Annotated in this window: 22 protein-coding genes, 1 riboswitch and 1 other annotated feature; of the genes, 3 read left to right on the top strand and 19 right to left on the bottom strand. The window is 35.9% G+C overall.

The genetic code is table 11. The annotated features are described in order from the left end of the window. Nucleotides 1–9 precede the first annotated feature (9 nt). The 17 genes from PSR12_RS15070 to comGA form a co-directional block, all read right to left on the bottom strand. Nucleotides 10–2,859: a hypothetical protein gene (locus PSR12_RS15070; protein ID WP_274769590.1), complete on the bottom strand. Its 2,850-nt coding sequence runs from the start codon at nt 2,857–2,859 to the stop codon at nt 10–12. Nucleotides 2,860–3,134: 275 nt separating this feature from the next. Then, entirely contained in the window at nt 3,135–5,471 is a 2,337-nt protein-coding gene (locus PSR12_RS15075) for a sensor histidine kinase (protein ID WP_221680142.1), read from the bottom strand. Then, nucleotides 5,462–5,620 carry a competence pheromone ComX gene (gene comX, locus PSR12_RS15080; protein WP_004231062.1) on the bottom strand — a complete coding sequence of 53 codons (159 nt, stop codon included), beginning with the start codon at nt 5,618–5,620 and terminating at the stop codon, nt 5,462–5,464. The genes PSR12_RS15075 and comX overlap by 10 nt, the downstream gene beginning before the upstream one ends. A gap of 278 nt (nt 5,621–5,898) precedes the next feature. Next, nucleotides 5,899–6,282 carry an SMI1/KNR4 family protein gene (locus tag PSR12_RS15085; RefSeq protein ID WP_221680141.1) on the bottom strand — a complete coding sequence of 128 codons (384 nt, stop codon included), beginning with the start codon at nt 6,280–6,282 and terminating at the stop codon, nt 5,899–5,901. 30 nt (nt 6,283–6,312) lie between these two features. Then, the gene (locus PSR12_RS15090; RefSeq protein WP_274769591.1) at nt 6,313–7,260 is read right to left on the bottom strand and encodes an ADP-ribosylglycohydrolase family protein; all 948 of its coding nucleotides are present in this window, start codon (nt 7,258–7,260) and stop codon (nt 6,313–6,315) included. 30 nt (nt 7,261–7,290) lie between these two features. Continuing rightward, entirely contained in the window at nt 7,291–8,058 is a 768-nt protein-coding gene (locus PSR12_RS15095) for a macro domain-containing protein (RefSeq protein ID WP_274769593.1), read from the bottom strand. 458 nt (nt 8,059–8,516) lie between these two features. Then, nucleotides 8,517–9,980: an aminomethyl-transferring glycine dehydrogenase subunit GcvPB gene (gcvPB, locus tag PSR12_RS15100; protein ID WP_048392265.1), complete on the bottom strand. Its 1,464-nt coding sequence runs from the start codon at nt 9,978–9,980 to the stop codon at nt 8,517–8,519. Next, entirely contained in the window at nt 9,973–11,319 is a 1,347-nt protein-coding gene (gene gcvPA / locus PSR12_RS15105; protein WP_004231057.1) for an aminomethyl-transferring glycine dehydrogenase subunit GcvPA, read from the bottom strand. The genes gcvPB and gcvPA overlap by 8 nt, the downstream gene beginning before the upstream one ends. Before the next feature lie 25 nt (nt 11,320–11,344). Next, a complete protein-coding gene (gene gcvT, locus PSR12_RS15110; RefSeq protein ID WP_131520616.1) occupies nt 11,345–12,448 on the bottom strand; it encodes a glycine cleavage system aminomethyltransferase GcvT in 1,104 nt (367 codons plus the stop codon). A 248-nt stretch (nt 12,449–12,696) separates the two neighbouring features. Then, nucleotides 12,697–12,789, bottom strand: a riboswitch (glycine riboswitch). Nucleotides 12,790–12,933: 144 nt separating this feature from the next. Then, nucleotides 12,934–13,449 (bottom strand): shikimate kinase, encoded by a 516-nt coding sequence (locus PSR12_RS15115; RefSeq protein WP_004231053.1) that lies wholly within the window; start codon nt 13,447–13,449, stop codon nt 12,934–12,936. Between the two features lie 20 nt (nt 13,450–13,469). Further along, entirely contained in the window at nt 13,470–13,631 is a 162-nt protein-coding gene (locus PSR12_RS15120; RefSeq protein WP_225340350.1) for a hypothetical protein, read from the bottom strand. A gap of 16 nt (nt 13,632–13,647) precedes the next feature. After that, entirely contained in the window at nt 13,648–14,073 is a 426-nt protein-coding gene (comGF, locus tag PSR12_RS15125) for a competence type IV pilus minor pilin ComGF (RefSeq protein ID WP_221680137.1), read from the bottom strand. Then, a complete protein-coding gene (locus tag PSR12_RS15130; protein WP_274769597.1) occupies nt 14,066–14,383 on the bottom strand; it encodes a hypothetical protein in 318 nt (105 codons plus the stop codon). The genes comGF and PSR12_RS15130 overlap by 8 nt, the downstream gene beginning before the upstream one ends. Continuing rightward, complete coding sequence (comGD, locus tag PSR12_RS15135; RefSeq protein ID WP_221680135.1) at nt 14,376–14,813, bottom strand: competence type IV pilus minor pilin ComGD; 438 nt, start codon at nt 14,811–14,813, stop codon at nt 14,376–14,378. The genes PSR12_RS15130 and comGD overlap by 8 nt, the downstream gene beginning before the upstream one ends. Next, nucleotides 14,813–15,151, bottom strand: coding sequence for a competence type IV pilus major pilin ComGC (gene comGC / locus PSR12_RS15140; protein ID WP_004231042.1), 339 nt, complete (start codon nt 15,149–15,151; stop codon nt 14,813–14,815). Before comGC ends, comGD begins: the two co-directional genes overlap by 1 nt. A 10-nt stretch (nt 15,152–15,161) precedes the next feature. Beyond that, nucleotides 15,162–16,235, bottom strand: coding sequence for a competence type IV pilus assembly protein ComGB (comGB, locus tag PSR12_RS15145; protein ID WP_221680134.1), 1,074 nt, complete (start codon nt 16,233–16,235; stop codon nt 15,162–15,164). Beyond that, nucleotides 16,210–17,229 carry a competence type IV pilus ATPase ComGA gene (gene comGA / locus PSR12_RS15150; RefSeq protein WP_221680133.1) on the bottom strand — a complete coding sequence of 340 codons (1,020 nt, stop codon included), beginning with the start codon at nt 17,227–17,229 and terminating at the stop codon, nt 16,210–16,212. Before comGA ends, comGB begins: the two co-directional genes overlap by 26 nt. A gap of 326 nt (nt 17,230–17,555) precedes the next feature. Here comGA and PSR12_RS15155 point away from each other — a divergent pair, with 326 nt between their 5' ends. Beyond that, a complete protein-coding gene (locus PSR12_RS15155; RefSeq protein ID WP_221680132.1) occupies nt 17,556–18,266 on the top strand; it encodes a helix-turn-helix transcriptional regulator in 711 nt (236 codons plus the stop codon). 117 nt (nt 18,267–18,383) lie between these two features. Then, a complete protein-coding gene (locus tag PSR12_RS15160) occupies nt 18,384–18,626 on the top strand; it encodes a DUF2626 family protein (protein ID WP_004231035.1) in 243 nt (80 codons plus the stop codon). A gap of 75 nt (nt 18,627–18,701) precedes the next feature. Here PSR12_RS15160 and PSR12_RS15165 read toward each other — a convergent pair whose 3' ends face one another. Further along, the gene (locus tag PSR12_RS15165; RefSeq protein ID WP_009370182.1) at nt 18,702–19,346 is read right to left on the bottom strand and encodes an MBL fold metallo-hydrolase; all 645 of its coding nucleotides are present in this window, start codon (nt 19,344–19,346) and stop codon (nt 18,702–18,704) included. A 169-nt stretch (nt 19,347–19,515) separates the two neighbouring features. Here PSR12_RS15165 and PSR12_RS15170 point away from each other — a divergent pair, with 169 nt between their 5' ends. After that, the gene (locus PSR12_RS15170) at nt 19,516–19,695 is read left to right on the top strand and encodes a DUF2759 domain-containing protein (protein WP_004231029.1); all 180 of its coding nucleotides are present in this window, start codon (nt 19,516–19,518) and stop codon (nt 19,693–19,695) included. Between the two features lie 55 nt (nt 19,696–19,750). On the opposite strand, the gene tyrS is transcribed toward PSR12_RS15170, so the two are convergent. Next, entirely contained in the window at nt 19,751–20,965 is a 1,215-nt protein-coding gene (gene tyrS / locus PSR12_RS15175; protein ID WP_221680131.1) for a tyrosine--tRNA ligase, read from the bottom strand. 110 nt (nt 20,966–21,075) lie between these two features. Next, nucleotides 21,076–21,317 (bottom strand) — a binding site (T-box leader). Between the last annotated feature and the right edge of the window lie 244 nt (nt 21,318–21,561).

Here is a 21,561-nt window from a genome sequence, read left to right on the forward strand (position 1 = left end):
AAGTAACAATTATTGCTCCGTTGGATACATGTTTGTATAGAGTAACTCTAATCTTTTAGAGAGCTTTCCATAGGCTGTTTGCCACGCTTTACGTGCAGCATCATTACTGCTCCCTGCTGGTTCGTATATAGCATGCACCTCTTCAACCTTCTTCAAATCACCCTCTGCTTGTGTGAGCTTCGAATAATTTTTAACAACCTTCTTATCAGCATCACTCAGAGCATCATAGGCTTTACGGATTTCACTTACTTTCTCCTGTAAACCATTGATATATTCACCTTTTACAAGAAGTGAATTGATGGATTCAATTAATGACAATGCATTTTCATTCGTTTGCTGTTGTCCTTTTTGCTTATCAATAATCAATTGTCTAGTTCCTGCATCAATCAGGCTCACTTGTTTAGATGTAAGCTTTTCATATGCCTTGATCACAGTGCTTGGATTTGAAGCAAAGGATTTCTCATAGGTCTTCATAAAGCTTTCCACTTTTTTCACGTCTGCAAGCGCAGTTTTTAAGATATCATAGTTTGTAATCAGTTTTTTCTCACTTGAACTAAGGCTACTATATTGTGTAGAAAGATTTTTAATACGTTCAATCGTTACGACATAGAGATTATTGGAAACAATTGTGGCAATATCATTATTTAGCTGTGTAATTTTCGATGCATTTTCATCTATATTTTGATTTTTTAATAAAGCTTCATATTGTTCTTTTGCTAAATGCTGCTGATTCGCAGGTAATTTCGCATAAGCTTTTTGCACTGTTTCAATTTTTTTAGCCTTTTTCGCAGCATCTGTTTCTTCTCTAGCAGTCTGTATTTTTTTATAGAAGGATTTTACACCTGTAATATCCTTATTTGCTGCTGTTAATAAATAATAATTTGTCACGTATTTTCTTGCAGCAGAAGACAATTTTTTATAGGATTCAGAAGCTGTATTAACAGCGGTTTCTAATTGATTGAATGAATATTTCGTAACATCCGCAAATTTGGCAATATCCGTCTTTAACGCCTCTGCTGCTGCTTTATCAGTAGGCACTTTACCATTGCCATCAACTGAAATCTTTGGCGTGTTTAGTAAAAATTCTTCAGCATTATATACAAGTGATTGCTGTAAATTTGTAAGATTATTATAAGCTTTTAAAGTACTTGTATAGCTTGAATTAAGTTTACTTTCCGTTACACCAGTTGTTGCAGATAACTTTTGATAGGCATCCATATCTTTAATTACTTTTTCAGCTGCTTTTAAATCTTTCTGTAAGCTAACAAGACTATCGTAGCCAATAATTTGTGCTGCCGAGGCTTTCGTTAAGCTCTTATACTCCTTGATCATTTGATTAACATTATTGACATGACTTTGCCATGAACCAGCAGACGGATTGAACGGATAAACATCATCGCTAATATAGCTATCTATAACATTATTTAAATTTATAATTTGGCTTTCTTCTGCACGTTCTGCTGTAGTCAAACGCTGGACATACACATCTGGCACTAATTTTAATTGTTTATATGTTAATTTTTCATAGGCTGTACGGATTGATTTAGCAGTCGTCACTTGTTTATTAGGCGTACTATTTGTAGCTAATTTATCAAATGATTTAATGAATTGCTCGACCTTTTTAATATCCGTTTTAGCCTCAGACAAAATTGCTTGGTTTTGGACAGCAGCTCGGTAGCTTTGTGATAATTTCTCAATATCTGCTTCGATTGTCTTCACGCTTGCTTGTAAGGAATCAACATCAGAAGCTACATACTTCACAAGTGAATTCTCATAAGATAATAAATTAATAATAGCTTGATTGAGTTTTCTCACTTCTTTTATCTCTTCAAGATCATTTGGCTCGTTTAATAGATTTTTAATGCCCGTATATAGGGTCTCATCTACATCTAAGCTACGCTGTAACAGATCTAGCTTATTATAAGCATCTTCTAGTTCCTTTATTTCTTTTTCATTACTAGTCTCTATTTTGCTCCATTTTTCATTTAACTTAGTTATTAATTCAACATCAGTAAGTGCTCGCTTTAAGACATCATAATTAGACACATTACCTTTAGCTGCTGCTGATAAGGATTGATAGTTTTTTTCTAGTTCCGTAACTTTAGCACCAAATTCTGCTAAGCTGGATACATTGTATTTATTATCATTGACCAGTAAAGCTTTAATCTCTTTCGTTAAAGTATCAGTGGGTTGTTTAGAGACAGTGATGGTATCAGATAGTTTAGATTCCGCAAAGGAAAGACCCACGTTTGCTTTGACAGTGACAGCAATATTTTTAATATCCTTTTCAATGGCATCCTTCGGAATCGTATATGTACTACCTGAAGCACCCTCTATGATAGTAAAGGAGTTATCACCTAATTTATAAAACCATTGATAACTATATGTAATTTGATCACTTTGCAATTTTGCACCATTCTTATCAGTTACAGTAATACCAGCTACTTTCACTGTTTCTCCAGGTGCTACAAAACCAGCGGATTGACCTTCTAAGGTCGGAATGGTGATATCGAGCTCTAATGGCTGAATAGTGCGCGGTGCACTTTTAAATTTTTTACCGTCTGTCGTAGTTGCTTCCACAAAAATGCTTTTTCCAGCTGCTTCAACAGGCACTTTTAAGGAAATAGATGTTGCTCCAGAAATGGGCTTATTTGTTGAACCCTCTTCCCCAGTAATTTCCTCTAGATAATACCATTGATAGGCATTGACGATACTATCATTTGGTAATTTTTCTACTTTTAATGTTGCGTTGACAATATTATCTCCAGTGACTGAAACTGTTTCAGCTGCACCTGCTACAGTTGGAACAATAAGTGCTACAGGAATTGCTGCTGCTGTTAAAAATAATTTTTTATTCAAATCTATTGACCTCCTCAATCCTTCTCCTGATTATATCGGTCATCTGGCCATAATTTCCTTGAATATTAGGTAAATACTCCAAAAAGTGCATTTTTTCCTGATTTACTATTCACCAAATGATATTTTTTTGATAACATTTTATCATTTTTGATTTATTAACTTAAATAAATAAATATATTTTCAAACAAAAGCCTTCTAACCCACATTCGTAGCCTCTACGAAGAGATTAAAAGGTGTTAAAAAAATATATGCACGTATGCTTCCGCTTCATCTGGTTATCCTCGTATCATATAAGTTGGTCGGGTCAGGGTCTTATAGGTATAGGGATTCGTATGTTGGGTTTCACTTACTTGAATACGAATCGTCATCCCTTCTCCTACTTTGCTATCTAATGCGAATTTCCCATTAAAAGCTTGAACTCGCTCCTGCATTCCTTGTATGCCCATAGAATCGGCAAGTAGAATATCATCTATATTACAACCAACACCATCATCACTATACAAAATTTGGAACCCTTCTTCGGTGCCCAATAAATGTATTTCAACTGTATTAGCATAGGAATGTTTTAACGCATTGTTTAATAGTTCTTGGAACAGTCGATAAATCATTAAATTTAAACGCTCATCCTCTAAATAGAGGCGGTCAATCGTATATATCAAAACAAAATTAGCCCGTTTATGAATTTTTTGTATTAATTTTTCAAGGGCTGCATTTAAGCCTAATGTATCTAATAGAGGTGGCTTTAAGTTTTCGCAGTAGCCCCTCAAATCATTCAGAGAGATAATCATATGTTCATGAAGCTTTATAAGTTTAGATGGGATCTCCTCTTTTTCTTTTGTATGCATGAGGACATCCATTTCCCTTGCAATGTGCAATTGTTCTTGTAAAATCGTATCATGAAGTTCCTGTGCCAACTGATATTTTTCTTCCTCGAACCTTAGCCAGAGTAATTTATTGAGCCATGGTAGCTGTCGATTATCGGCTTCTTTCATATGCTTTAACTGATTTAAAAGCTCCTCAACCATTTTTGTGTTTTCGATAAAATTATTTAAATAGAGCAGCAATAATTCTAGCCATAGCAGTTCCTCGTCCTTGAGATAAATCGTTTTATTATGATCCACAACAAGGATTCGTTTATAGTTCACATCTTGATGAATAAAGGCAATATAGAAATGATCTGTCTTTTTAATATCTCCCAAGCCTAATCGTTCAACTAGTACCTCATCTATTTGATGCTGCGTGTATTCTTTGGATTTATTTGTTAAGGTAACTTGATGCGTTTGAAAATCATATGTGAGCACATACACACTTTCCATTTCAAGCTGAACCACAACCTCTTGTACAAATTTCTCTAATAAGTCCTCAATCTTCACCACTCTACCAATACTCTCAACGGTCGTATACAAGCGGTGGATGTAGTCGCCTTTTGTAGAAAATAAAATTTTCCGCTTACGATAATCAATCCGCTCTTTAATGTAGAACAACGCCATTAACGATAGAAAGGCAAAAAAGAAAATCTCCGTCATGTGCGAAACTGATAAATCTGCAAATAAATATAAACCGATTAACAGCCATATCGTAAAGCCAAATGAGAAATTAAAATAATAACGTAATCTAGAAATGAAATACTCCATATCAAAAATACGTTCAGTGAGTTGTGTAAAAATGAAGCTGAATGGAATTAGTAAAAGAAATATTGAACTTATATCTGCCGAAAGAATTTGATTGTGGAAAAAAATTTCTGGTAACGCATATAGAAAAAGGAATGGTATAAAAGGAATTATTATACTACTTAATAGGATTTTAAGTTCTGGAATTCTATATTTAACGTAACTAAAAATCATTATACTAAGAATAGCTACTAGTAATAAAAAAAATAGACCTAAAATAATACTTGAAACTATAGAATGAATTCCGTCATAAACTATTCCGAAGATACTTAAAATAATTACAGCTATGGGAAGTATATATAACGAATTAATATTTTTTATAAACGGCCATCTTATATTTAGGAAGCCAAAATACTCTTTCAAAAACTTTAATAAAAGAACTAGACAGAGAAGCATGCTACCACGGTTTACTATAATTCCGAAAGGGTTTAATATACCTGAAGCACCTATGCTTAGATAAGCTAAAGAAACAGATAAAATAAACAAAATTAATAAGTTTATTAAGATTGTATTTTTAGGTTTCAGATACAAATAAATTGAAATTAATAGAGATAATAAATAGTAACTAGTTGGCACAAGGAGAACAGAATAGAATTGTTGAGTGATGTCAAACGGCTTTATTTTTATCTCTTTTAGTTCCCCGTTCGGTTTCATTATTGTTATTTCATTTGCCGATCTAATTACTAAATCATATTTAAGATTAGTTATTTTATCTATATTATTCCCATTTACGCTTAAAATATTATCTCCAATCTCTATTTGCTGCTTTAAAGCCCAATCTTTATAATAAGGATTCGTTATTTTCCAAACACCATTTTCCTCTTTAACCTCTATATTAATAAAAGGTTTACTATAAATGATAAATAATAAATAGAGACCTATTATTAAATATACACTTATAGTAAACCAAAACCTTTTATTGTTATTTGTTTTTAATTCCACAAACGATTTTCAAGGTTCAGTTCTTCATCAAACGAATCCAAAATTGCCTTTTGTTCTAATGCTGTTACACCAATGAGAGAAGCTTTTTTTTCTTTTAACAATGTCACTAACGTCGGATTTTGCTCTAAATATTGAATCATGTTAATCATTAAAATCGCCTCATTTCTTCATTTTTTAAGTTTATAGTCACTATTTTTTGCCAATAATCCCTCTTTATAAGGAATTATTAACCATTTATGTAACTATATTTTTATTATACTACCTCTCTCCAATAATTCAACATAATTTTCTAAAAAATTCAAAAAATAATAGATTACGTAATAATTTTGCTTTATTTTCAATTATTTTTCTCCAAAAATAGACATAGAAAACAAATGAAAAAGCTCCTTCCTTCTAGTAGGAAGAAGCTTTTCATTTGTCTCTCTTGCTAATACTGACACCCTGCTTGTAGCCATTTGCATAAATCATAAGTAATCAATGTTGCATGCTTTGGATTCATATCACCACTATCTACTGCTAAAACACGAGAATCCTCTGCCTTTATGTCCATTAAAAAGACAATTCCTCCGCTATCATCACCAATTGCAATATAGCCTTTTGCATATTCCTCCACTTCCCAAGTCTCGTTTCTTTCTAAAACTTCTTCTGTACCATAAATGAACACGCCGTTTGTAAACGATGAACCGTTACTTTCCTTTAATACAAGTGTATACGCACGAGGAAGTTGGCAATTCAGCCTATTTTCTATGTGTACAATTTGGTGATCTGTTGCTGGTGGATTTGCAGTATATCTATTATGTATAGGTAACATGTCGTCACCGTCCTTTCCAACAAACTTTTTTTAGGTCTGTGCTACACAAAATTCATAAAACGCCAAGATTAAGTCATCTACCTTTTCTTTACTGACAATTTTACCTAACCATTCTTCTGGAATTTTGTCCAACTGTTTATACATACCCGCGATTGATCCTGTAATCGCCCCAACGGTGTCCGTATCTTCTCCTAAATTAACTGCTTTTAGAATCGCGTCTTTAAACGTTGTAGAATTACCTACACACCAAATGGCTGCTTCTAGTGAATGAACAATATAGCCGCTTGATTGAATCTCATCTTCAGGCGTATTTAAAAAGTTTTCATGAAAAATCCTTACGTAAGCATTTAGCTCTGCTTTCATTTCATTCTGTAAATTATTTTGCAGTAAGTCAAAGACCTCTTTTAAGGCCACTTCTAGTGAATTATTTCGGTATAAGCTTAATAATAGTTCAATGTAAATGATGGACCCTACTATGGAACGCGGGTGACCATGAGTAATCTCTGTATACTGATGAACTAATTCTTTTCTTTTAGTAAAATCTAACTCATGTATGACCATGAATACTAAAGGAGCTATCCTCATTAACGTACCATTGCCATTATCAAACTCGCCCGTTTTACCACATTGTGCTGGTGGAACACCTTTTTTATAGTTCGAAACGGCATCCGCTGTAGTAATTCCAATATCAAACATTTCGCCAAATGGTGTGAGATAGCCCTGCTCCATGTATTGTACAAATTTGTTCATTAATGTTTTGGTATCCCCATTTTCAATAATGTTCTCGACTAGGCAGAGTGTTAGAGAAGTATCGTCAGACCAAGTGCCAGGTGGCTGATTGTAAGTACCGTATCCCATCACATCTTGCACATGGAAAGTCCCTCTTTGTTTAAACTCAACAGGTACGCCCATTAGATCACCAATAATCCCACCGTATAAAGTGTCAAACACCCTCTCCCTCAATTTTGTATCTACCATAGATACCACCCCTAACTTTTTTAAAATTTATCACAATTCAAAAACAGTACATTTAATTTTATAATAAATCAATTCCTCATTTATTATTTTTTCAATCTCTCTCCAATCTCCTCCAGCTAAACCTGAACCAATTTTAGGCATCTGTATCGATAATCTATTTTTTAATGCAAATCTCGCAACTTTTCTTAAACATAAACGAAGCACATCATAATCCATATAGGTTGTACGATCTTTGTCATTTTTCCTCACACCATGTTGTGCAAGCATATTGGCAACAAAAGTAGCTTTCAGCTGGTCTACACATACAAACTGAACTTCTCCTAACTCAAAAGTTTCTTTATCCTTAGACCATTTAACATATTCCCTTTTGGCTAAAGGGAATTGCTTTGATAAAGATAAAACAAAGCCTTCTCCCCAAATTCCTAAAATATTAACAACATGGATGATGAGTGTATGTTCTTCTAAAGGAAGAGAAGCATCGCCCTTTAAGTAGTTGATTTGAGATTTGTTAGCTACAATTCCTTCCTGCCATTTATTCTCAAAGTCGAATCGAGTAATAGGTATACTATCGCTTAAATCTAAATTATCGATATGTCCGTCATACAATAAAAATCCAATATCTTCGTTCCAATCATGCAATGATGAAGAACTATACATATCGTTGCTAATTATGTTGATTTGCCTAGTTGCAACGCCATCATCAAATTCTGTATATAATTGACCATAACCTTTTAAAAATTCAATATTATCACATTTATAGTATAATAGACTATCACCAAACTTGATATCTTCTTCCACCACTTTAACCCCCTTAATAGATCCATCCTAACCCTATCATATTTTTGTGCATAACAAGGTGAAAAGATTTTGATTAATTATACTATCGATTGTAGATAGTTAGGCACTAACTCTAAGTCCATAAATCGGATCCTTTAAGATGGAAATAACTCAAGATCAATGTCTTGTAACACCCATCTTATATACTTACCAACGAAACTTCCATCAACTTTTAATTTTGCATTACTTGGCACTTCTCTTGTAAGATACTCAGATTTATCATAATCAACTAATACATGTCTTTTCATTCATTATAATAAAGCAAAATGAATTTTTTACTTTTGGTTTACCTTTTGTACTCACAACACGCAAATTAGCTATCACATAATCCTGTAATACATTTCACTATTGAAGATTTATTTAGCTTGTAATTTAAGGTGCAAAAAAACCGCTCACATAAACGTGAACGGTTTTGTAGACTATGCTTTTTGATAACGAAGCACTGGTGTACGAGCAGCGCGTGTTTCGTCTAGACGAGATACGACTGTTGTATGAGGTGCTTCTTGAACGATTGATGGATTTTCTTCTGCTTCTTTCGCAATTTGAATCATTACATCACAGAATGCATCTAATGTTTCTTTAGATTCTGTTTCAGTTGGTTCGATCATCAACGCCTCTTCCACATTTAATGGGAAGTATGTTGTTGGTGGATGGTAGCCAAAGTCTAACAGACGTTTTGCGATATCTAATGTACGAACGCCTAGTTTCTTCTGACGACGACCTGATAAGACAAATTCATGTTTACAGTGACGGTTATATGGTAGATCGTAGAATGGCTCTAAGCGACGCATCATGTAGTTGGCGTTTAATACAGCATATTCTGTAACAGCTTTTAAGCCATCTGGACCCATTGTGCGAATGTACGTATAAGCACGAACATTGATACCAAAGTTACCATAGTAAGGTTTTACGCGACCGATTGATTGTGGACGATCGTAGTCAAAGTGGTATGTGCCTTCTTCAGTTCTTACTAATACTGGTTTTGGTAGGAATGGAATTAAATCTGCTTTTACACCTACTGGACCAGAACCTGGACCACCGCCACCATGTGGGCCTGTAAATGTTTTGTGTAGATTTAAATGCACACAGTCAAAGCCCATATCACCAGGACGTGCTTTACTCATTACAGCATTGAGGTTCGCACCATCATAGTACACTTTACCGCCTACAGAGTGAATTAGCTCTGCCATTTCGATAATGTTTTCTTCAAATAACCCTAGTGTATTCGGGTTAGTTAACATTAGAGCTGCTGTATCAGAACCCACTACTTTACGAAGGTCTTCGATATCAACTAAGCCATTTTCATCTGATTTAACAGTGATTGTTTCAAAGCCTGCTACTGTCGCTGATGCTGGGTTTGTACCGTGAGCTGAATCAGGAACGATTACTTTGTTACGGTGACCTTCACCATTTGCTTCATGGAATGCACGAATCATCATTAACGCTGTCCATTCACCATGAGCACCTGCTGCTGGTTGTAATGTAACTTCATCCATCCCTGTAATTTCTACTAAAGAAGTTTGAAGATCATAAAGAAGCTCCATTGCCCCTTGTGCTGTTGATTCATCCTGTAATGGGTGAACATTTGCAAAGCCTGATAGACGTGCAACTGTTTCATTAATTTTCGGATTATATTTCATCGTACAAGAGCCAAGCGGATAGAAGCCAGAGTCTACTCCATGGTTTCTACGAGAAAGTGCTGTATAATGACGCATAATATCAAGCTCAGACACTTCAGGTAGTTCTGCTGCCTCTGAACGTACTAAGTTTGCAGGTAATAAATCTGCTAGGTCTACCTCAGGCACATCTAGTGCTTCTAAACTATAGCCAACGCGACCTTCTTTTGAAATTTCAAAAATGAGTGATTGATTTTCGTTATGCATTAAGAGCCCCCATTTCTGCAACAAGTGCATCAATTTCTTCTTTCGTGCGTAATTCAGTTACTGCGATTAGCACATGATTTTTAAGAGAGTCATAATTTTGACCTAAAGGATAGCCACCGATAATACCCTTTTCGATTAAACCTTTATTGATTTCCTTCACACATTTATTCGTTTTCACAACGATTTCATTGAAGTGTGCACCTTGGAATGCTACTGTAAAGCCTGCTGCTTCAAAGGCATTTTTTGCATAACGTGTTTTCGCGATGTTTTGAGTAGCCATTTCACGAATTCCTTGTTTTCCTAGAGCTGTCATCGCTACAGAAGCTGCAAGTGCAAGTAGTGCTTGGTTCGAGCAAATATTCGAAGTTGCTTTATCACGACGGATATGTTGTTCACGTGCTTGTAGTGTTAAAACATATCCCCGACGGCCTTCACCATCCACTGTTTCACCAACAAGACGTCCTGGTACCTTACGCATCAATTTTGTTGTCACTGCAAAGAAACCACAGTGTGGGCCGCCGAAAGCTTCAGAAATACCAAATACTTGCGCATCACCTACACAAATATCAGCACCAAGCTTGCCAGGAGGCGTCAAAATTCCTAATGCCAATGGGTTAGAAGATACAACGAGTAAGCTTTTTGCAGCATGTGCAATATCCCCAATCACTTGAATATCTTCCACTTGGCCAAAGAAATTTGGATATTGTGCAATAACAGCTGCTGTGTTGTCATCGATTAACTCTTTTAATGCATCCACATCTGTCACACCATCTTTTTGCGGAATAGTCACGATGTCAATGGATTGACCATAGGCATATGTAGCAACAACATCGCGATATTCTGGGTGCACTGCTTCTGACACTAAAATCTTCTTGCGACGCGTATGACCAGCTGCCAACATACCCGCTTCTGCCAATGCTGTACCACCGTCATACATAGAAGAATTAGCAAGATCCATTCCCGTTAGCTCAGCAATCATCGTTTGGAATTCAAAGATGGCTTGTAGCTCACCTTGTGAAATCTCTGGCTGATATGGTGTATAAGCTGTATAGAATTCTGAACGAGAAATAACATGGTCTACAATCACTGGTTTATAGTGGTTATAAACACCTGCACCTAAAAATGATACGTTGGCATTTGTGTCCTTATTTTTAGCAGCAAGTGCCGTTAACTCTTTTAATAAAGCAGATTCTGATTTTGCTTCTTTAATATCATAAAGGCCTTTAAAACGGACTTTCTCAGGAATATCCTCAAATAACTCATCGACTGAGGATACACCGATTACGTCTAACATTTCTTTTTGATCTTGCTCCGTCATAGGTAAATAACGATGTTTCATAAATGTAGGTCCCTCTTTTCAACTATTATTTTGAACGCTTGTAAAACGGTGTTTCTACTGTTATTACCTTTAAGTGTTTACCGCGAATTTCAATTTCTAGCTCAGTTCCGATTGTTGCGAATTGACTGTCAATTAATGCGTGACCAACATTACGTTTAGATGAAGGAAGCTGTGTACCAGTTGTCACTTCACCGATTTCTTGACCATCCTTAAACACTTTGTAGCCATGGCGTGGAATGCCTTTATCAATCATTTCAATGCCTACAAGTTTGCGTGGTAGACCATTTTCCTTTTGAGCTACTAATGCTTCATGACCAATGAAGCCTTCTTTATTTAATTTCACAGCGAAGCCAATACCAGCCTCTAGAGGAGAAATTGTTGCTGATAGCTCTTGACCATATAGTGGTAGCCCAGCTTCAAAACGAAGTGTATCACGACATCCTAGTCCAGCTGGAACAACCCCTTTTTCTTGACCTGCCTCTAAAATTTTACCCCAAAGCGCTTTGATGTCTTCTGGAGCGCCATATAATTCAAAGCCGTCTTCACCAGTGTAGCCACTGCGAGAAACTAAAACTTTATGTCCTGCAACCTCCACATTCTCTTGGAAGCGGAAAAATTTAATGGCACTTACATCCGTCGAAGTAAGGGATTGAAGAACCTCTTCTGCTAGTGGACCTTGAAGAGCTATTTGTGCATAGGCATCCGATTGGTTATCAATCGTCACATCATATTGATGTTGATTTTCCATCATCCAATCATAGTCTTTTTCAATGTTAGCTGCATTGACACATAATAAATAGTGATTGTCAGCTAATTTATATGTTAATAAATCATCAACAACGCCACCATCTTCGTAGCACATTGCCGTGTACTGTGCTTGACCGTCAACAATTTTTGATACATCATTTGATAAAAGATTTTGTAAAAAACCTAATGCATCGGGACCAGTTACTAAAATCTCTCCCATATGTGATACATCAAATAAGCCTGCACGATTACGCACTGCATCATGTTCTTCTTTAATAGAAGAGAATTGAACAGGCAATTCCCATCCACCGAAGTCAACTGTTTTTGCACCATATTTCGCGTATTCTTCAAATAGAGGTGTACGTTTTAATTCATTCGCCATTCTTTTTTTGCCCCCTTATTGTTAGTTACATTTTTACTGGTAGTAGTTCGTCTGCTCTTTGTATTCCTACAGTCAATTACGTAAATCAGGCTATAGACATAAAAAAAGACAGACGAACCCCTTTTCGGGATTCTCTGTCCTTGCACCTGAAAGTTACACCAGACTGGCTAGCAAGCTCTACGTTGCCAATCAGTCGGCTTTCCCCTTTGGTGGCTGTTATTGTTATACTACAGCTCTCTCCAGAGTTGCGTCTTGTACGAGTCCTTTTACCTGAGAGATTCATAGCCCATTGCTACTTGCTCCTTCGGTGGCGTCTACACGCTCTCTCCCCGCACAATCATCCGCCCAAGATAAATCTTGGTACTATTTAGTATTCAATGAACATTTAGTTACTTATTTGTCTATATCCTAACATTAAATGCATTGGAAAGGCAATCATTTTTTAAAAGATAATAAAACGCGAACATTAAATAAAAGAAAGTAATTCATCGTTCGTTTTTCAACCTTTTCACTTGAAATACTAAATACTCTAGAATTTGGCGAATCGTCCTACCTTCTGTCAGTACCTGAATATGACCTGCATCACGGTAAAACTTCCTTCTGTAGTGATACAGACTTTCTAGCTCCTCCTTTGTAGAGCTCTGTACAATGGGTCTATTTGGATCATGCTGAACTCGTTTATAAATATCCTCAAACGACGCATCTAAAAAAAACACCAGTCCACTGCGTCTCATAATTTTTCGATTTTCAGCATTGATGGCAACGCCACCACCAGTCGAAATAATACAAGCCTCGTCCCTGAAATTTTTCAAAAATTCTGTTTCTATTTCTCGAAAGTGGGCCTCACCGTATTTTTCAAAAATCTGTGGAATTGTCATCCCCTGCTGACGCACAATCTCATGATCCATATCATAATATGGCATCTTCAATAAATAGCTTAAACGTCTTCCTAATGCACTTTTTCCACTACCCATAAAACCAACTAAATATATTTTTCGCAATTCGATTCACCTTCTTATAACTACGATTCTACACTGTCTGACAAAATTTGTCCCAATAAATTTATCGTAGCTCGAACATTCAATTTTTCTAGCCCATCATATGTTCGATACTGCATTTCATAAGACATATAATACGCAAGAACAAAAGTAGTTACAAAAAATAATAATGCAATTGCGATCAAAAAAATAGCCCCTCTATCATTTTTCAATAATTGGCACATAAAAGGTTCGCTCCTTTAGAATACCACTAGCCATTTCAACAGCTATCGTCAGCTTATTTTCGGAATAGCTAAATTGACATTTATTGATTCCTATTAGTATAGGAACATGTCCACCCTTTACCTGCTCACGGATAATATTCGAGTAGCAATCAATATGATGGAGCGTATTAGCTGTTTGGAAAGTTATTCTTTTTTGATCTTCACGAATGGAAAAGGTGGAAATATCTTTTAGAGAGAGGTTCAAATCAGAAACAAATAGTTCCCACTTTGTTTGTTCATCTGTTAGCATAGTGGACTTCATTTCAGCAAACCAAAGTATTATAAGGACAAAAAAATGAGAAATAAGCACAAAAACGACTAATTGAAACATAGCTTCTATTAATGTATAGCCTTTCTCATTCATGAACTTCACCTGTCACTTGAATACATTTTTGGCGTGATCCCTGTAAATTTTGAAATTGGACACAAACTTGTTGTTCGTCAACTTTCCAATGATAAGCAACCTGTTCAATGATTCGAGAGCCCTCTGTTACTTGAATCGCATGGTACTGTTTTAAACCTTCGTATGCTGTTTCAGCTGCAATTAGCTCCATTTTTTTATTAGCAAGATTTGTTTTCATCGTATAAGTAATGGGGATTAACGAAGTACAAAGTAACATCAAAATACCCACACCTAAAATAGTTTCTACAAAAGAATAGCCTGACTCATTCAATCCTAGCTCTCCCTCGTCCTAATGTTATGATTACTTTTCTCTTGCCCTGTGGTGTTTTAAATGCCATGGTGCCTGCTGTCATCACATTGCCGCTATAGTTATAGACAAGTGTTTGAATTGAACTCTCAGCTGGCAAAAATTCAACCCCCTTTGGAAAAGAGCGTTCATATAAATGAGTATAAATATCTTTTTGAATAGTATAACGATTTGTTGAACCTTCCATTTTCAGGGCTATATATTGTCGTTGGCTCATACTAGAGGTTTGAATATATTGAATATCCAGTTGTAATTGCGTAAAAAATCGTTCTAATTCCTTGGTTTCTGCTATTTTCAATGAGAATTTACTAACAATCGCTGTTAAACTCATAACAAGAAATAAGACAACCAGCATTTCAAGAATCGTAAAACCACCGTTTTTATGAACATTCATTAGCTATCAGTACCTGTTTCCAAGTTGACATTGGCTGGGCGTACCTCTCCCTCATTAGTAATCACTATTTCTTCTTTATTTGGGCAGGTTGTTTCATTTTCCTTTAAATAGCCTTTTGCCACTAAATCATCTAAGGTAGGATAAGCCATATAATCTACACGATACGCCTCTACTTGGCCTTGTACCATGCTTATATAAGCTGTACAGCCTTTCTTATCTATTGTGGCGAAATGCTTTGTAACATTTGGGATTGTAATTAAAATAAGAATGGATATAATTAACAGAACTATAAGCATCTCGATTAAAGTAAAACCAGCTTGTTGTTTGAGTCGTTTCATCATCTTCCTCCTAAACTAATTCAATCATGTGATAGATGGGTAATAATAAACTGATATAAGCCGCTATTATACAAGCAGCTATAAGGATAAAGAAACTAGGCTGCACAAAAGCTAATATTTTTTGTAAAAGCTGTTCCTGCTTTTCCATTAATAAATCGCTATACAATACTAATTCTTTTCCTAAATAGCCGCTGTGCTCGCCATGCTCTACGAACATTGGAAAATCTTTTTGAAAAACGGCCATCATCGTTACCGCCTGTGTCAGTGATTCTCCAAAGATGACTCTTTCTTTTATACGCTGTGAAAGAACTTGGAGAAATGGTTGTAGCTGCTGTTCCTCTAATAGCTGAAGGCTTGCTTGTAATGAAAATCCACTTTGTAGTAAGCTGCCTAAATAAGCAGCAAACTGCCTTGTCAATGCCAGCCTAAAATAGCGCTGTATAAAGGGGATTTTTAATAAAATTGTTAGTTGATGAGCAACAGCTTGTCGTTTGAGATAGAAACGAAAAATGATTAAGCTACCTATTACTATGAACATGGTCGAGATAACTACATCTGGTACATGTAATAACAGATTGGACAACGCAATACTTGTCTCTTCTGTTTCAGAGGTACGACTGACGACCATTCTTTCAATGTTCGGTAAAAAAAATGTACGAAACACAAAAAATAACAACAATAAAAAGATAATCAGTGTGACAGGGTAGATCAGCAGCTTGATTAGCTTTTTCTTAGTCTTTTCACTTACTGTTATCTGTTTAGCCACACCTTTAAATGCTTCTATCATGTGGCCATTGTTTTCCGCCACCTTAATTGCCATTAAATAATGATTCCCTAGCTGTAATGTTTCAAATATCCCTGCAACCCCTACTCCTTGTCTGAGCTTTTCATCAATTTGCTGCTGTATGTCCTCATGGGCTTCGATATGATGAGGTAGTAGCATGGAAATAGCTTGGGGAAATAAATATCCTTCCTGCATTAGTACACATAAACGATTGAAAAGCTGAGCTTGTTCCTTTACCCGCCATTTCGTAGCCCGATTATAAAAAAGAACAATTTTATCGATGTATGTTTGTAACTGCATATAGGCTCTCCACTAATTCCTTTTGCCCCATTAATGTTAATTCATAAGGAAGTTTGTAATTTCCCTTATCCTTGATGGCGGTGATGGCTCTTGATAGATGATCGTCATGTAATATTTCATAGACAGCTCGACGTTCTCCATGTAGAGCTGAGGTCTGAACAAGCATTTGGGCAACTATACCGATAACCGTTTGACGAAGCTCCTCTATCGACACACCTAAATCCATTAAACGATAGAGACAATTAATGGAGTCTTTTGCATGAATAGTGGAGACAACTAAGTGCCCTGTTAGAGAGGCTTGGATGGCAATATTTGCTGTTTCTCTATCGCGAATTTCACCAATCATAATGACATCAGGTGAATGGCGCAAAATGGCTTTTAATCCTGCAGCATATGTAACGCCTGCTCGCTCGTTGACTTGAATTTGAAGTAAATTGGCTTGGCTGTTTTCTACAGGATCTTCTAAAGAAATCACATGTCGATTCAATTCTGTGGAACAGTAATGGATTAGGGAATAAAGTGAAGTAGACTTGCCAGAGCCTGTTGCTCCCGTAAAAAATAGAAGACCTTGTCGGTTTTGTACCAGCTCCATGAGTTGGTGAGCTGCGCTTTTGGAAAAGCTTAGGGAAGTTAGTGGAAATGCATGATTTTGGAGAAGTAAACGAATAATTAAGCTTTCTTTTAAAAATACAGAAGGCAGTGTGGATACTCGAAACGAATAAGAATTTTGCTCCATTGCTTTTTGAAAGGCACCGCTTTGAGGTTTACGACGCTCACTAATATCTAATTCGGCAAGAAATTTATAGTAAGAGATCATTCTTTCTGCAAGTTCATGAGGTAGCTCACCAGCGTGGAGAAGTTTATCATATTTCCGAAAATAGATCCGATACTTTATGTTTCCTGGAACTAACAATAAATCGGATGCTCCAAAATGATAGGCCTTTAGTAAAAGTTGCTCACATTTTTGTTCGACAACTGTTTCAAAACTCTGCATATATGCACCTCTCTTTTAGTTCATTCGAATATGACCGCTCTATTCGTTATTTCCTAGTATAAGGAGGAACTCGCCACGAGAAAAGCCCTTTTCAGAAAATAAAAATTTGCAAGTTAATTTTCTGCCAATAATGTTTTTTGCTATAAAAATGTGGATAAAGTGCAATTTTCCACTAAAAAAGAATATAAATGCATGAAAAAATTAATATTTATGCCGAAATGAACTGTATCTTTTTCAATAATACAATATAATAGTATCAACATGATTATTTTCCTAACACTTGGTAGACGAACAAAATTTTTATAAAAATTAAAGAGGTGAAGCTCATGATCCATCCATTAAAAATTACTAGTACACTAGCGGATGAAACAAGATACTCTATTTATGAGTACATATTGCAAGAGAAAAAAACAGTTACTGTACAACATATTGCTGATAAATTCGGTATCCATCCTAACGTTGCTCGACTTCATTTAACGAAGCTTTCAGAAATAAATATTATTACAGCTGACTATGTAAAAACAGGTAAAGGTGGCAGACCTGGACGTGTTTATAAAGCTTCAGAAAAAGGCGTATCTCTTACTTTTCCAAGACGTGAGGAAGATCGTTTATTAAAATGGACGATACAATTAATTGAAGACTTTGGTCCATCTGCATTAACAAAGTGCCAGGAAATTAGCTACCAAGACGGCTACCAGCAAATGAAAAATTATATGAGTGCTGAATTGACATTAAGTAATTCTCTTTCCTTCGATGAAAAACTTCAGCTATTAACGGACAATGCCGCTTTAATTGGCTATATTCCACAAATTCAACAAACTGAGCATGGAAAAAAAGTTATCTTCTCCATCTTCAATTGTCCCTTCCAGGAGCAACTGACAGCCTATTCTGAAATTGTTTGTTCATTACATGAATCCTATTTAAAAGGGCAATTAGATGCATTGTTTACGAACAATGAATTTGTGCAAATGGAAAGTATGATACATAATTGCGATTTATGTAAATATGAAATAAACGTGACAGAAATCGATAGCTAGATTAAAAATCCATTTGTTTGTCACAAACATGGAGAAGTTCCAGTTTACAGACACCTTTCATATCATTTATAATGAGTAAGAGATTATTGTGTCGTGGGCAAAAGGAGGGGAAATTTCATGGATAATATGTATAAAGTTATGGCATTCTGGACAGGTATTTTTGCCGTTATGTTCTACCTTGGAGGTATGAACGAGGTATCGCTATTATTCTTAGGTAATACAGGTTTATTCTTATTATTAGGCTTCTTAAACCTTTCAGAACGTATGTACATGTACATTTTCGGAGCATATTTAACTGTATTCTTCGCTGGCTTCACGTACTATACAACATTCATTCACGTACCTGGTGGCGGTCATTAATACAAACAAAATCGCGTATCTCACTTTCGGTGAGATACGCTTTTTTATGTGCTAAAACAGTTTATTAGCCATATTTTAAAATCCATTTAAAAAAGGATTTGTCTCCATTTCTGCGCCTACCGTTGTATAATTACCGTGTCCAGGATAGATAATAGTATCCTCAGGTAATGTCAACAGTTTATGATGGATCGATTCCAATAAAATTTTGGTTGATCCACCTAATAGATCTGTACGTCCTACACCTTGTTCAAATAACGTATCTCCCACGATGGCAAAACCGTCATTTTCAAAGATATAGGAAATACTCCCCGGTGAATGCCCAGGTGTAAAAACTGCTTGAAACACAAAATTACTCATTTCAATTTGCTGTTCTTTTTTGATAATTGTATCTTGCGCTGGTGCAGCTACCCTATAATCTGGTAATGCAGGATATTTACTAGAGCCATTTTTCGTTGGATCCGCTAGCCAACTAACTTCCTTTTCATGAATCCATACAGGAACGTCAAATACCTCACGCACTGCATCTACTGCCCCTATATGATCAAAATGGGCATGTGTTAAAAAGATAGCAAGAGGTTTTAAGCCGTTGCTACGGATTGTTTTAATTAGACGCTCCGCTTCTTCACCTGGATCAAATACGATACATTCTTTTTCTTTATTCGATACGATATAGCAATTCGTTTGGACGGGACCAAGAGAATAACTTCGTACGTTCATCATAGTTATCACCTCAATTTCCTATTATACAGGCTTTGCCACAATTTGACGATAAATGTTCATAGTTTACAGTATTTTAGTCCTCGACAAAAACAAGTAGAACGTTTACAATTAAGGAGGAATATTGTTTGCGACATTCATTTTCTGATGTCGAAAGGAGTGTCTATTTTTAATGAACTTATTAATGGTTATTTTTGGTCTAGTAGCGATTTTAGCTGTATTTGGTACATTCCAAGCAATTAAAGAAAAGAACCTTTTAAGCGTTGTTTTCAACTTATTAAGTGCTGCTGTATTCGGATGGTTCGTCATCATGACGATTGTTCACAGCGGTTACCCACCAAAATTACACTAAAATTTAGACAAAAAAAGAGCAGTCTCCTCGGAGATTGCTCTTTTTTTGTCTGTTATTACTTATTGAATTGAAGAAATCGCTTCTTGCCAATTTGTAGGACATCATTATTCATTAATACTTGTGATAAGTCATCCATCGCCATTTTTTCTCCATTCAAGGATACTCCTTTTTGCTTGATTAACCGCAAAAACTCACTCTTACTTTGAATAAAACCCATTACCACTAGTTGTGGAATGATATCCACGATTCTTTCCTTATCAATTTCCAAGAGCAGTATAGGAATGTTTTTTGGTATTTCCCTTTTTTGAAATGCTGCTTCAAAATAAGCTCTTGCTTCCTCCATTGCTGTAGATCCATGGTATAAAGCCGTTATAATTTCTGCTAATAGGAATTTCAAATCGCGGGGATTCTCTCCCTTTTGTAGTCTATCTTGAATAGCCTGCACATGTAGTGGATGCTCATCTGTTGCTAATTCGAAATATTTGATAATTAAAGTATCTGGGACTTCCATCACCTTTTTAAACATAATCTCAGGTGCTTCGTTGATGCCAATATAATTACCTAAACTCTTACTCATTTTTTCTATGCCATCTAATCCCTCTAGCAAGGGCATAAAAATAGCAATTTGTTTTTCTAATCCCCGATGCTTTTGTAAGGTGCGTCCCATTAAAATATTGAAAGTCTGATCCGTTCCACCTAACTCTATATCTGCCACAAGCTCTACTGAATCATATGCTTGCATGAGTGGGTAGAAAAACTCATGTATACCAATTGGGATGTGCTGCTGGTAGCGTTTCTGAAAATCCTCACGCTCTAAAAGTCGAGCAACAGATGTTGTGGCTGCTAGCTTGATGACCTCTTCAAAGGACAGCTTCGCTAACCATTCACTATTAAAACGAACCGTTGTCTTGTTAGGATCTAGTACTTTAAAAATTTGCTCACAATATGTTTGGGCGTTTTTCTTCACTGTATCGTCATTTAAGGCTGTTCGCCCCTTGGCTTTACCTGTAGGATCGCCAATTCGTCCTGTAAAATCACCGATAACAATAACTGCATGATGGCCTAAATCTTGCATTTGCTTGATTTTTCGTAGAACAACCGCATGGCCTAAATGAATATCTGGTGCGGACGGATCTAGTCCTAGCTTAATCGTTAAAGGTCGCTGTTCTTTATATGATCGCTCTAATTTTTCAAGTAAATCCTGTTCGTCAACGATCTTGTTAGCACCTTTCTTGATAATCGCCATTTGCTCCTTTGGTGTTAAAAACATACGAAACATCTCCTTGTAATATTAAATATTAATATTGCAAGTTCTATAAGAGTAAATGTGGGGTACCGCTTTTGCTTAGAAGGCATAAAAAAAACGCCTTTAGGAAATTCCTAAAGGACGTAGATAAACGTGTTACCACCTTTTTTCGAGAGCTATTCACATAGCCCTCCTTAACAAGTACAGCCATAGCGATACTTTTGCAATGATTACGGATGCAACCCCGTCGTAGCCTACTAAAGTTTCGGTACGCAGCTCCAAGATGTATTCACTTTAATATCCCCTTGCGCCTCTCAACAACCGGCTACTCTCTGTTAGTTCCATTAAAGTTACTCGTTCTTTTCGATGCCTTTCACTCTTATACTCCGAAATGCGAAAAACAAATCTTCGTTATGCAGATATTTACACTTATTATAATCGTATCTTTCTATTTGTCAATAAAAAGAAATGCCCAATAAAGTGTATTCACGTTGCATCATGTTGTAAAACATTGCGAAAGGTGTTTTCTTTAGCATAAGATTCACAAAAAAATATTATGAATGGTTGATTGTGACCAATTCCTTTATATCAGCAATATAAAAAGAGAGATCCCTATACGA

This window comes from Lysinibacillus sp. G01H, assembly GCF_028872195.1.
Lineage (GTDB): Bacteria > Bacillota > Bacilli > Bacillales_A > Planococcaceae > Lysinibacillus > Lysinibacillus capsici.